This window comes from Bradyrhizobium barranii subsp. apii (assembly GCF_011516635.5).
Classification (GTDB): domain Bacteria; phylum Pseudomonadota; class Alphaproteobacteria; order Rhizobiales; family Xanthobacteraceae; genus Bradyrhizobium; species Bradyrhizobium barranii.
Window position 1 is genome coordinate 5,231,479 of record NZ_CP096255.1, and the last position, 10,789, is coordinate 5,242,267.

15 protein-coding genes and 2 pseudogenes are annotated in these 10,789 nt (G+C 60.3%); 13 read left to right on the forward strand and 4 right to left on the reverse strand.

Features of this window, described 5'->3' with window-relative positions; genetic code table 11:
- The 8 genes and pseudogenes from HAP41_RS24860 to HAP41_RS24890 form a co-directional block, all read left to right on the forward strand.
- Positions 1-864, forward strand: coding sequence for an alpha/beta fold hydrolase (locus HAP41_RS24860; protein ID WP_166096583.1), 864 nt, complete (start codon positions 1-3; stop codon positions 862-864).
- A 27-nt stretch (positions 865-891) separates the two neighbouring features.
- Positions 892-1,242 carry a phasin gene (locus HAP41_RS24865; protein ID WP_166096582.1) on the forward strand — a complete coding sequence of 117 codons (351 nt, stop codon included), beginning with the start codon at positions 892-894 and terminating at the stop codon, positions 1,240-1,242.
- Between the two features lie 49 nt (positions 1,243-1,291).
- On the forward strand, positions 1,292-1,468 hold the full coding sequence (locus tag HAP41_RS24870) for a hypothetical protein (RefSeq protein WP_166096581.1): 177 nt from the start codon (positions 1,292-1,294) through the stop codon (positions 1,466-1,468).
- A gap of 16 nt (positions 1,469-1,484) precedes the next feature.
- Positions 1,485-1,619: a hypothetical protein gene (locus tag HAP41_RS50075; protein ID WP_256478221.1), complete on the forward strand. Its 135-nt coding sequence runs from the start codon at positions 1,485-1,487 to the stop codon at positions 1,617-1,619.
- A gap of 24 nt (positions 1,620-1,643) precedes the next feature.
- Complete coding sequence (locus tag HAP41_RS24875) at positions 1,644-2,144, forward strand: MarC family protein (RefSeq protein ID WP_224580752.1); 501 nt, start codon at positions 1,644-1,646, stop codon at positions 2,142-2,144.
- Between the two features lie 47 nt (positions 2,145-2,191).
- Positions 2,192-2,650: an IS66-like element accessory protein TnpA gene (tnpA, locus tag HAP41_RS24880; RefSeq protein WP_166073826.1), complete on the forward strand. Its 459-nt coding sequence runs from the start codon at positions 2,192-2,194 to the stop codon at positions 2,648-2,650.
- Entirely contained in the window at positions 2,643-2,996 is a 354-nt protein-coding gene (tnpB, locus tag HAP41_RS24885) for an IS66 family insertion sequence element accessory protein TnpB (protein WP_166073804.1), read from the forward strand. Before tnpA (HAP41_RS24880) ends, tnpB (HAP41_RS24885) begins: the two co-directional genes overlap by 8 nt.
- A 52-nt stretch (positions 2,997-3,048) precedes the next feature.
- A pseudogene (locus tag HAP41_RS24890) lies at positions 3,049-3,753 on the forward strand (transposase); the annotation flags it as partial.
- Between the two features lie 39 nt (positions 3,754-3,792).
- Here the strand turns inward: HAP41_RS24890 and HAP41_RS24895 are convergent.
- Genes HAP41_RS24895 through tnpA (HAP41_RS24910) form a run of 4 tightly spaced genes read right to left on the reverse strand, consistent with a single transcriptional unit; the run spans position 3,793 to position 6,778 of the window.
- Positions 3,793-4,395 (reverse strand): plasmid pRiA4b ORF-3 family protein, encoded by a 603-nt coding sequence (locus tag HAP41_RS24895; RefSeq protein ID WP_166055583.1) that lies wholly within the window; start codon positions 4,393-4,395, stop codon positions 3,793-3,795.
- Positions 4,392-5,957, reverse strand: coding sequence for an IS66 family transposase (tnpC, locus tag HAP41_RS24900; RefSeq protein WP_166055670.1), 1,566 nt, complete (start codon positions 5,955-5,957; stop codon positions 4,392-4,394). The genes HAP41_RS24895 and tnpC (HAP41_RS24900) overlap by 4 nt, the downstream gene beginning before the upstream one ends.
- A 51-nt stretch (positions 5,958-6,008) precedes the next feature.
- Complete coding sequence (gene tnpB / locus HAP41_RS24905) at positions 6,009-6,362, reverse strand: IS66 family insertion sequence element accessory protein TnpB (RefSeq protein WP_166065968.1); 354 nt, start codon at positions 6,360-6,362, stop codon at positions 6,009-6,011.
- Complete coding sequence (tnpA, locus tag HAP41_RS24910; protein ID WP_166055731.1) at positions 6,356-6,778, reverse strand: IS66-like element accessory protein TnpA; 423 nt, start codon at positions 6,776-6,778, stop codon at positions 6,356-6,358. The genes tnpB (HAP41_RS24905) and tnpA (HAP41_RS24910) overlap by 7 nt, the downstream gene beginning before the upstream one ends.
- An 89-nt stretch (positions 6,779-6,867) precedes the next feature.
- On the opposite strand from tnpA (HAP41_RS24910), the pseudogene tnpC (HAP41_RS24915) reads away from it, so the two are divergent.
- From tnpC (HAP41_RS24915) to HAP41_RS24935, 5 genes and pseudogenes are all read left to right on the forward strand, one after another.
- Positions 6,868-7,743 (forward strand): annotated as a pseudogene (gene tnpC, locus HAP41_RS24915) (IS66 family transposase); the annotation flags it as partial.
- 98 nt (positions 7,744-7,841) lie between these two features.
- The gene (locus tag HAP41_RS24920) at positions 7,842-8,105 is read left to right on the forward strand and encodes a MarC family protein (protein ID WP_248577112.1); all 264 of its coding nucleotides are present in this window, start codon (positions 7,842-7,844) and stop codon (positions 8,103-8,105) included.
- Between the two features lie 622 nt (positions 8,106-8,727).
- On the forward strand, positions 8,728-9,753 hold the full coding sequence (locus tag HAP41_RS24925) for an NAD(P)-binding domain-containing protein (RefSeq protein ID WP_206706233.1): 1,026 nt from the start codon (positions 8,728-8,730) through the stop codon (positions 9,751-9,753).
- Entirely contained in the window at positions 9,750-10,346 is a 597-nt protein-coding gene (locus tag HAP41_RS24930; protein ID WP_206706234.1) for a hypothetical protein, read from the forward strand. The genes HAP41_RS24925 and HAP41_RS24930 overlap by 4 nt, the downstream gene beginning before the upstream one ends.
- Positions 10,347-10,550: 204 nt before the next feature.
- A complete protein-coding gene (locus HAP41_RS24935; RefSeq protein ID WP_063983274.1) occupies positions 10,551-10,742 on the forward strand; it encodes a hypothetical protein in 192 nt (63 codons plus the stop codon).
- The last annotated feature ends 47 nt before the right edge of the window (positions 10,743-10,789 follow it).

Genomic DNA, 10,789 nt, shown 5'->3' on the forward strand with positions numbered 1-10,789 from the left:
ATGCCACGGGTACAGGCGGGTGAAATCGAGCTTGGCTGGCGGGAGTGGGGCCGAGGCGAAGTGACCGTCGTCTTCATCCATGGCAATCTCGCCAGCAAGGACTGGATCGAGCTGGCTGCGCCCTTTTTTCCGACGGGCCTGCGCGTCATCGCCATTGACTGGCGCGGCTGCGGGGACAGCGACCGGCCGAAGCCTGCCGCCGATTATTCGAACTACTCCATGCAGCAGCATGCCGAGGACATGCTGGCGGCACTCGATATGCTCGACATCGGCTATTGCCATCTCGCGACGCATTCGACCGGCGGCATCATCGCCGCCCGCATGCTCTTGATGCAGCCGCAGCGTTTCGGGCGCGTGTTCGCACTCGATCCGGTGACGCCGCTCGGCATGGCTTTCAATGCCGACCAGATCGGCCTGTTTCGGGCGATGATGGCGAGCAAGGATCTGACACGGACGATCATGGCGACCGCGGCGTCCTCGCTGTTCGTGCCCGAGAGCATGGCGCCAAACGCCGTGCCTCGATTTCGGGAGGGATTGAAGGACATCCAGGCGTTGTTCGACCGCATCATCGAGCAGACCTTTGGCGTCTCCGAGGGCATCTGGATCGGAACGCCGGTCAACCTCACGAAGGAAAGAGAGAGCAGAGAGCTCGAGCGCCGCATGCCGGAGCTGAAGCATCCGCATCTGGTGCTATGGGGCGAATGGGACGGCTGGATTCTGCCAGCCGATCTTCACGTCATGGCCGATGCGATGCCGGATTGCCGTCTCGTGATCGTGCCTCGCGTCGGGCACTCGATGAATCTCGAAGTACCCGCGCTCTACGCCGGCTATTTCGGCGCTTGGTTCGGAGGACTTACCGCGTAACTGCTCACACCTGAAGGGAGAGACGTCATGGCAGAGATCAACCTATCCGCAGATAACGTCCGTGCGGCGCTGACCGAGGCACTTGGCCGCCTGCGTAAGGCCAACGCCGACTATTTCGAGATGCTGGAGAAGGGGATCAGTTCGTCGCCACTGCCGATCGCGAACCAGGCGAAGGAGTTTTGCAGTTTCATGCAGCGCAATGTCACAGCGACCCTCGACCTCAGCGACAAGCTGGTCCATGCCAGGGATGTCCAGGACGCGCTCAAGCTTCAAGCCGATTTCTTCCAGGAGCAGATGCGGGCCCTGACCGACCAGACCAAGACCATGGGTGAGGCGGCGATGAAGGCGGCCGGCGGCATGTTCAGTCCGAAGAGCTGAGACTGCAACCACGGTACTGACAGACGCGGTAGCGTCAGAAAGGTCTGGTATGGCCGAGACCAACAAGCTTTCTGTCGAAAAGGCACTCCAGAAGTTGCTTCGCGACGAACCCTTGGAAACGGCGAGCGAGCAACGAGACGAAAAAGCCGAGGCGCTCAGGGAGGAGATCAAGCGCATGCGCGCGCAGAGATCGCGTCTTGAGCGATCACCCGGCAAGGACAAGTGAGATCCGGTATCATCGGATGATGCCCCGGTTTTTCGTCGGCATCCTGGCCCGTGTCGCCAACAGCTGGTCGGTGGCCGTGCTGTTCGAGGTTCTGCGCAAGACGCTCGACAATCTGGCCGATTTCAAAGCGCCCGGCTTCACATGGCCGTAAGCCGAGGAGCGGAGTGGGCGCAGCATGCGTGATATCGCCACATCGGGGCTGGTTGCCGATTTCCTGTTCGGCTTCGGCGCGCTGTTCGCGATCATCAATCCCTACGGACTGGCCTTCATCTTCCTCGACAAGACGAGAGGTCTTTCTGAAGACGAGCGCGCGAGCCTTGCGCTGCGGGTTGCCGGATATGCCTTCGTGGTCCTGCTGGTGTCGCTGTTTCTGGGCAGCCAGATCCTCAACTTCTTCGGCGTGACCATCCCGGCGCTCCGGATTGCCGGCGGCCCCGTAGTCGCAGCGACAGGCTGGTCCATGCTCCACGCACCCTCGGGCCCGGCCGGACCTCACGAGGTCTCGTCCCCCGATCATGCGACCATGAAGCGCATGGCCTTCTTTCCCCTCACAATTCCGCTGACGACCGGGCCGGGAACGATCGCGACAGCCATCGCGATCGGGATTAGCCGCACCAGCAGCCTCGATGCGATGTTCCAGTGTAAGCGCGAATTTCTCCGCACCTTTTGCTTTTGAGAGTCCTGATGCATGAGGTGTCCACCAAAATAGGTGGACACCTTGTGATGAGCGACGATGATCAGAAACTGCGGGTCAGGCTTGTCGGCCGGAACGGTCGCCGGCGCTACGAGGCGGCATCGAAAGAGCGTCTTGTCGCGGCCTGCCTTGAGCCTGGGGTTTCGGTATCGAGGCTTGCACTCGAACATGGGGTCAACGCGAACCTCCTTCGGAAGTGGATCAAGAAGCACAGCGCGACCAGGTCGCTGCCGCCGTCCTCACGCCCGGCGTTCATCCCGGTTCAGCTTGAGGGGAAGTCCGAGCGGGACCTGTCGCGAAAAGACAGCGTGGCGACGGTTGATTTGCCGGCTTACGATGAAGTGCGTGGTTCGGAACCCAAAGGGACTCCAGCTTTTTGTTCTCCGGCCAAAGTGAGCGTGTCGCTGCCGAATGGCGTGAAGCTCGCGCTGGAATGCGGCGATGTGGATGCATTGACGGCGATCATCGGAGCGCTGGGCGATGTTTAGACTGGGCGATGACCTGCAGGTCTATCTGCACCGTGAGCCGATCGACTTCCGGGCTGGCATCAACAGCCTTGCGGTCCTGGTCCAGGAGACGATGGCGCTCGATCCATTCACTCCGGCGGTTTTTGCGTTCTGCAATCGCCGTTGCGACCGGATGAAGCTTCTGTTCTTCGATCGGTCCGGCTTTGTACTGGTCCTGAAGCGGCTGACCGAAGACAGGTTCCGATGGCCGCGCCGCCAGGAGGCGATCGTCACGCTGACGACGGAGCAATTGCACTGGATCCTTGACGGCATCGATATCGATGCGATGGTCCGCCATCCGGTGCGGCAATATCAGGTTGCCGGCTGAGCTCTCGAGTTGAGCGGTTGACGCGTCGGTACGGTTCAGATTCAAGAATTCGATGAATCGAACCGGCGATCCGAGTGTTGAAGTGCTGTTGGCACGCATTGCTGCGCTGCAGGCGGAGAACCATCAACTCGCCGACCGCGTCGCCAAGCTCGAGGAAGAACTGGCGCTGGCACGCCTGCATCGTTTTGCGCCGCGCAGCGAAAAGCATGTTGATCGTCTCTTCAATGAAGCCGAGCAGGCCTCCGATGAGGAGGACGCCGGCAGTGAAACGAACAATATCGCCGAACTTCCGGACACGGGCTTGCCACCCGTCGAAAACACAATGGGAAAGAAGCGCGGCCGCAAGCCGCTGCCGGGGAACCTACCTCGTGAGCGCGTCGAGTATGACCTGTCCGACGATCAGAAGGCGTGTCCTTGCTGCCGTGGCCAGATGCATCGCATGGGCGAGGCTGTCACCGAGCAACTTCATATCGAGGTGAAGGCGAAGGTTTTACAGAATGTGCGCTTCAAATATGCGTGCCGCCATAGCGATCGCACCGGGATCCACGCCCCTGTCGTGACCGCGCCGATGCCGCCGCAACCATTGCCGGGCAGCGTTGCCACGCCCTCGACGCTGGCGTTCGCGCTGGTTCACAAATATGTCGATGGCACGCCGCTCTACCGCCTGGCGCAGGCCTTCGAACGTGCAGGTGTTCCTGTCAGCCGCGGCGCTTTGGGCCACTGGGTGATTGGCTCGAGCGAGAAGCATCTGCATCGTAAGCGTAGCTCTGCGGCCCTTTTGAATGGCGCTTGACGCCTATTTTGTTCGCGTGGCGCGTCGCCGCGGCTTCCTTGTGTCGGACAACGCGTTGACGGCGGCTTCGAGTGCCTTCCGGTCGACGACGTTGGGATCGAACCGCTCCGGGCCCCAGAGGCGCATGTGTCCGTGCTCGGGATGGGCGGGGTCGCTGATGGCGGCGAGGTATTCGGCATAGCCTGGCGCACCGCCGACGTCTTCCGGAGGACAACGACCGGCGGCCTCGAGCAGGAAGGGAAGCCCCTCCGTCGTGGTGTTCTCGAACCATTTTTCGAGCTTGATCACATGGTCCCAGCTGTCGCCGAAGTCATAGAGATAGTGGATCGTCTTGGCGCCGGTCTCGCGAACGATATCGCACAGCCGCGCTTTGCGGGCATCCATGGGCTGGTGACCGTAATCATTGTCGGGGTCGGGAATCCCCCAATGTGCCTCACCAGCAAAGAACTCGAAGAGGTGACTGTTCGTCCAGCCGAATGCCTCCTGAAGCGTCAGATGCAGCCGATCAAGGCGCAGGGTGACGGGTACGACAAGGCGACGCATCACCTCCGGCTTCACATCCTTGAGGGTCACCTTGATCCGGACCGCGGTCGTGTTCAGGCTCATGCCGCCAGCCTCGGATCGCGTGTATGCATCGTATAGGTCGACGCCCAGGGAAGCAGTTCGTCCAGTCGCGCTGCAGGCCAACCATTGACGAGCTTGGCGAGAACGTCAGCGAGCCAGTGCTCGGCACTGACGCCATTGAGCTTACAGGTCTCAATGAGCGAAGCCAGCAATGCCCAATTCCCGGCGCCTTCGTCGCAACCGGCAAAAAGAGAGTTCTTGGCGTTGAGCTTGATCGGTCGCATCGCACGCTCGACAGCATTCGTGTCCATTTCGATGCGCCCATCATCAAGATAGAGCGTCAGGCCGTCCCAATGACGTAGTGCATAGCGCAAAGCCTTCGCCGTGTCGCTCTTCTGCGCAAGGTGATCGAGCTTGGCCTCAAACCACTGCTTCAAGGCTGCAACCAGAGGCCGGGTATGCGCTTGTCGGCCAGCACGGCGCTCGTCCGCAGATCGGCCGCGGAGGGCCTTCTCGACCGCGTAAAGCTGGGCGATGCGCTCAAGAGCCTCGCGGGCAACCGGAGCTGGCGCAGGCGCAGCCTCCCGCTCGATCTTCACAAACTGGCGCCGCAGATGCGACCAGCAGAAGGCGAGCGTCCCGGACAGGGCGTCCGCACGCGTCTCTCGGGTCATGGTCTTGTAAGCCTGATAGCCGTCGCAGTGGATGATGCCGCGATAGCCCTCCAGCAGCCGCAAGCCATGAACGGCGCCGCGGCCCGGTGCATAGGCATAGACTACCCCAGGCGGATCAGGTCCGGCCCAAGGCCTGTCATCGCGTGACAGCGCCCAGAAGTAGCCGGTTTTTGTTCTGCCGCGCCCCGGATCCAGCACCGGCGCCGGGGTCTCATCGACACAGAGCTTCGAGGAGGCGAGCAGAAGCTGGCGCAGACGATGCCACACGGGCTTCAATTCCTGGGCGGCATAGCCGACCCAGAAGGCGAGCGTGGAACGATCCAGCGCTATTCCGTGCGTCGCCAGCATCTGCGCCTGGCGGTAAAGCGGCAAATGCCAGTGATACTTGGCATCGATCACATGCGCGACCAGCCGCTCGGTGGGCAATCCTCCCCTGATCAATCGCTCGGGAGCCGCGTGCTGCAGGACGACGCCATGACAGGCGCGGCAGGCCAGCTTGGGACGGCGGGTGATGATGACGCGATACTGCGCCGGAACGACGTCGAGCCTCTGGCTCTCATCCTGACCAATCTCGAAGAGGTTGCCCTTACAAGACGGGCAGCAGCTCTCGGCCGGCATCATAGTCTCGATGACGCGCGGCAAATGCTCCGGCAGCTGACCACGGTTGGCTCTGCGCGCGGCAGCTCTCTTCTCGCCTGTTTTGGGATTGGCACGATTCTCGGCGGCTTCGAGAGCCGCAACGGCCTGATCGATATCCTCCAGAACAAGCTGCAGCTGATCAGCGTCCAGCTTTTCCGAGGACCGACCGAACTGCGCATCTTTCGCAAGCTTGAGCAACCGCTCGAGCCGGGCGCAGCGATCCAGCAGAGCCGCGGCAAAGGCACGCAACTCGGCTGGATCGCTCGGTAGCTCATCAGGCAAATCACTCATTGGCCCGAGCTTGCCATGCTTCGCGTCACGATGCAGCGATGATTTGCATTTTTACGCAAGCGCTTTCGGCTGCGGGATCCGAGGCGCGTGCATGCGCGTCCAATCCATGCCGGCCAGCAGTGCTGACAGCTGGGCCCCATTCATCCGCATCACACCGGCCACGATGGGTGGCCATTTGAAGCCGCTGCCATCGAGCCGCTTCCAGTACATCACAAGGCCGCTGCCATCCCAGACGACGATCTTCACCCGATCGGCGCGCTTCGCACGGAACACCACCGCCACGCCCTTCATCGGGTCATGGCCCAGCGTATCCTTCGCCAGCAGCGCCAAGCCCTCTGCACCCTTCCTGAAGTCCACAGGTTGCGTCGCCACGTAGATCATGAGGCTCGCCGGCATCGTCAGCATGAACGTGTCCGTCGCAGCGCAATGAACACATCGCTCAACGCAGCAAGGCCAGGCGCCCCGCGCACCTCCACGCGCGCGCCCTGGAACTCAACCGTAACAATGGCTGCTTCCGGCGAACCGGAGGGCTCTGCGGCCGCAGGCAACGCTAATTCCGACACCACCGGCACGAACGACAGCGTGTCCGCCGACGCCGGCAATACCAACTGGCCCAAACGCGCCCGGCGCCGCCAATCATGCACCTGCTGGGGCCGGCAGCCATGGCGACGAGCGACGTCTGTTACAACCGCCCCCGGTTCGAGGCTTTCCGCCGCAATCTGCGCCTTCAAATCATCCGGCCAGCGCTTTCGACCTGCGCCAGCGAACACTTCAATACGCGGTGACAACGGTCGTCTTATGTCGTCAGAATGGTCGTCCATTGTGAGCACCCTTCCAGAAGATGACTCTTCTAACGGTGCTCTCAAGACTCCGCACAAACAATCAGACGGGCCTCGGCGCTACGCTTACTCTGCATCGCATCTACGACGCCCTGAAGCTGCGGCTCAGATCACAACCTCTCATCCATGGCGACGAGACAACGGTTCAGGTCCTCAAGGAGAAGGACAAACGGGCCACCAGCACATCGTACATGTGGGCTTATCGCAGCGGCAAGGGCAGCCACGAGCCGATCGTTCTTCTGGATTATCAGCCGGGCCGCGGCCAAATCCACCCGCAAGCCTTCCTCGGCGATTACCGTGGCATTGTAATGAGTGACGGCTATACCGCATGGCGCACGCTGGAAGGGGCCACCCACATTGGATGCATGGCCCACTCCCGGCGGCGCTTTGTCGATGCCCTCAAAGCCAGGAAGAAGGGCGGCGGTCCGCCCGAGCAAGCGCTGCGGTTCTTTGAACAGCTCTACCGGGTTGAAAGGCGGGCGTGGGACGGAATACCGGAGAAGGGTGAAACACAGGCCTACTGCATTCGCCGCTTCCGCCAGCAACATAGTGTCCCCATCCTCAATGCTCTCAAAGTATGGCTCGATGACATGGCCCCGAAGGTCTTGCCTGACAGCAAGCTCGGCGACGCCGTATCCTACACCCGAAACCAATGGGAATATCTGACGCGCTACACCGGGGACGGCAGCATGCCGATTGACAACAATCTTCTGGAGCGCGACATCAGGGTTTTTGCAACTGGCAGGAAGAGTTGGTTGTTCAGCGATACCGTGGACGGAGCCAAGGCCAGTGCCGTCGTCTATAGCCTGATGCTGACCTGCCGCGCCTCACGTGTCGAGCCGTTAGCGTGGTTGCGCCACGTCCTCACCGAATTGCCTCAGCGCGCCGGCGACGCCGATATTACAGACCTGCTGCCCTTCAACTTCCACAAAGCCGCCACTGCCTGAACGGCTCGGTATCGCCCGATACCAGGGCAATCCATCAAAACCGCCGGCGTGCGAAGAAAATCGCGCTTACGTTCCAGTCATCGATCGTTTCGCTTCTGGTGGCGTTCGCCGTCACCGCGGCGATCTACCATGCCTACCGGAAATCGAGCGCAATGGCGCGCCTGTTCGGCGAGGAGGGCACCAGCGTGGTGACGAAACTGTCGGCTTTCCTGCTGCTCTGCATCGGCGTGCAGATCATCCTCACCGGCGTTTCCGAGGTCGCGCGGTCCATATTGGACAGCGCTCCGCGCGCTATCCAATCGGTGGAAACACGCGGACCGCAACACCAATCGGCCAATGCGACTCCGATGTTGGTCCGGTGATGATCAGGTAGAGTCCGTCTCCATCGGCGTTTGGCGCTCTACCTCGAGCGGTTTGAGCCTTCCAGCCATTCCTCAGGAAAAACCGTCCTCTGAACCCACGGTCAAAAAGCCGCGGTCAGTGATCTGTCACCGCTCCTCCAAACAACGCTAGCCAAGAAGTTGAACTCATTGCAAATTCTGACGATCCGCGCGGAGCTCGCGTACAATGCTACGGTGACGAGCTACGAATGGACCCGCGCAAATTCGGCACTACGCCGATTGGGCGGGCAGGGGACTTCGTCAGGAACGCGGCTAAGCGTGCCGCTATGAGGCTACCTGATGGGCGAGCTAGCCTGAGTCTTTCAGTCGATTGACGCTCAGATCGTCACCGATAGGCGCGTTGATTGTCGATGTTGCGTGTCTCGCGATCGGAGGCAACTGATGGCTCGATCGTCGAGCGGATCAGCATTTGAGTGAGCGCTAGAATAATAGCCCGCTGTCTTGCGGGCCAAAATCGCTCTGTGCGAAGCCCAATGGCGGTCGGGCGGTCGATTTTTCTGCAATCAGACCTGTGATAATGGGACAGAACTAAGCCGAATGGCAAAAGTCATTTCTAACAAGAGCGCAGCGGCAGGAATGTCCCATGAGCGTCTCCCAACTCACGAAGCGCGTTCGACGCGAGCTGACTTATTTGGACTATCCGGCTCGGGAGTGGACCGTCCCGCGATTTATGGACGGAGTGCCGGTTCTGGACGTGCTGGTTGTCGGCGCTGGACAGAGCGGACTGGGTATCGCGTTCGGCTTGAGGCTTGAGCGCATAGCAAACTTCAGGATCATCGATCGTTGCCAGCGCGGTTTCGAAGGACCTTGGCGCAGTTTCGCTCGGATGGAACGGTTGCGGACTCCGAAGGAGGTGACTGGGATTGATTTCGGCGTCCCGAGTCTAACGGTGCGTGCGTGGTACGAGGAAAAATTTGGGCGGCGAGCATGGGGTCGCATAGATACCGTCCCTCGGGAGGTGTGGCGCTCGTATCTGGATTGGTACCGAGACGTCCTGGACCTCCCGGTTGAGAACGAGGTCGAACTAATGTTGATTGAGCCGGCGAATGGCATCTTCCTTGCCCATCTCCGTCGTTCCGAAGGAATTGAGCGGGTGTATGCAAGAAAGATTATTCTTGCGACAGGCTTTGAGGGAAGTGGAAGGTGGGGCGCTCCTAAGTCTCTGGTCGCCCATTTGTCGGCAGATCTTTACGCACATTCGGCCGATGATATCGATTTTCGCAAGCTTGCAGGAAAGCGCATTGGTATCCTTGGTGCCGGGGCATCCGCCTTTGACAACGCAGCTCTCGCACTTGAGGCGGGCGCCGCGCGAGTAGACCTTTGCTTCCGCCGTTCGGAGATGCCGCGGGTCAACCCACTCACTTGGATGAATTTTGCCGGTATGTTGGGCCACTTCGGCGATCTGACGGACCTGGACCGCTGGCGGTTCATGCGTCACATTCTTGAGGAGCTTCCGGTCCCATCCCGCCTACACAGGACGCTTATTGGCGATGCCGCGAGTTTGAGAATTTCGCCTGGCACCCCGACTGCGGATGGAGTTTCATCGACGAAGCTTGCGGTATTGCAAGGGTTCAAAGCAGCAATCGTAGATTCGAATTCGACTTCATGATTTTTGCGAGCGGCGTTGAGGCGGATCTCTCGGCGCGTCCCGAGCTCGCCCTATTCTTTGAACAAATAGCCCTTTGGCGCGACCGCTTCACGCCTCCATCGGGCGAGGAAAGCGAGGCCCTCGCGCGCTATCCCTATTTGGGCCAAGCCTTTGAATTCACGGAGCGGCACCGCGGCACTGCTCCGTTTCTGCGAGGGCTACACAACTTTACGTTCGGAGCGATGCTGAGCCATGGAATATCAGGAGCGGCCATCACGGGGATAAAATATGGAGTGCGGCGGCTCGTAAATGGCATCGCGCGTGATCTGTTTTGCGAGGAGTCGGCAACTTATTACCGAGATCTGCTGTCATACCAGACGCCTGAGTTGCGTACCTTGGACAGTGCATTTGTCTGGTTGAGCCAGCTTGGCAGTGACGCCACTGATTTCGAGAGCTTCGCCAATCAGCTGGATCAACGCCAGTTCGCCACGCTCCGCGCCTTGTTGCAGCGATCAAGGCCCCACGAGAAATCTCCGACTGTAAGGTCTTCCCGACTCGGTCGCACGAAGCGCACCTCGCGACCGGCGCGGCTCAAGAACAAAAAGCGGAAGTGAAATAACGACGGCGTGGTAGCGCGATGTCAGTTGCTACCGCTTTCTCTCGCGCTCACCACGAGGGCCCGTGGGTCGGAAGGCCGATCGAGTATTTCTGGAAGAAATGCCGTTTGACTATAGGTCGATGATATTGGAGAATATTTGTTTCACTGCCTTGCACATATTGATCACGGCCTAACGACCACCACCATCGGGAGGTAAGCAATGGCCTTCATCGCGTTTACGAAGGTGATCGATTTTACGACATTGACCGCCGAGCAGCGAAGACAACTCAAGAGCATTCTTGGAAAGCGCGAGAAGCAGCTCAAGAAGGCAATCAAGGATGTCGAGAGCGCCCTTAGCAAACTTGAACGAACAGGTGGCAAGTCCGGAAAGCGGGCGAAGGGCAGGCGTTGATCGGACGCTGATCAATTTACGTCAGGCATGATGTTGAGCGGTGCTGG

Coding starts and splice junctions, on each gene's coding strand:
- HAP41_RS24860 (WP_166096583.1), top strand. CDS start 1: ATGCCACGGGTACAGGCGGGTGAAATCGAGCTTGGCTGGCGGGAGTGG.
- HAP41_RS24865 (WP_166096582.1), top strand. CDS start 892: ATGGCAGAGATCAACCTATCCGCAGATAACGTCCGTGCGGCGCTGACC.
- HAP41_RS24870 (WP_166096581.1), top strand. CDS start 1,292: ATGGCCGAGACCAACAAGCTTTCTGTCGAAAAGGCACTCCAGAAGTTG.
- HAP41_RS50075 (WP_256478221.1), top strand. CDS start 1,485: ATGATGCCCCGGTTTTTCGTCGGCATCCTGGCCCGTGTCGCCAACAGC.
- HAP41_RS24875 (WP_224580752.1), top strand. CDS start 1,644: ATGCGTGATATCGCCACATCGGGGCTGGTTGCCGATTTCCTGTTCGGC.
- tnpA (WP_166073826.1), top strand. CDS start 2,192: ATGAGCGACGATGATCAGAAACTGCGGGTCAGGCTTGTCGGCCGGAAC.
- tnpB (WP_166073804.1), top strand. CDS start 2,643: ATGTTTAGACTGGGCGATGACCTGCAGGTCTATCTGCACCGTGAGCCG.
- HAP41_RS24895 (WP_166055583.1), bottom strand. CDS start 4,395: ATGAGCCTGAACACGACCGCGGTCCGGATCAAGGTGACCCTCAAGGAT.
- tnpC (WP_166055670.1), bottom strand. CDS start 5,957: ATGAGTGATTTGCCTGATGAGCTACCGAGCGATCCAGCCGAGTTGCGT.
- tnpB (WP_166065968.1), bottom strand. CDS start 6,362: ATGCTGACGATGCCGGCGAGCCTCATGATCTACGTGGCGACGCAACCT.
- tnpA (WP_166055731.1), bottom strand. CDS start 6,778: ATGGACGACCATTCTGACGACATAAGACGACCGTTGTCACCGCGTATT.
- HAP41_RS24925 (WP_206706233.1), top strand. CDS start 8,728: ATGAGCGTCTCCCAACTCACGAAGCGCGTTCGACGCGAGCTGACTTAT.
- HAP41_RS24930 (WP_206706234.1), top strand. CDS start 9,750: ATGATTTTTGCGAGCGGCGTTGAGGCGGATCTCTCGGCGCGTCCCGAG.
- HAP41_RS24935 (WP_063983274.1), top strand. CDS start 10,551: ATGGCCTTCATCGCGTTTACGAAGGTGATCGATTTTACGACATTGACC.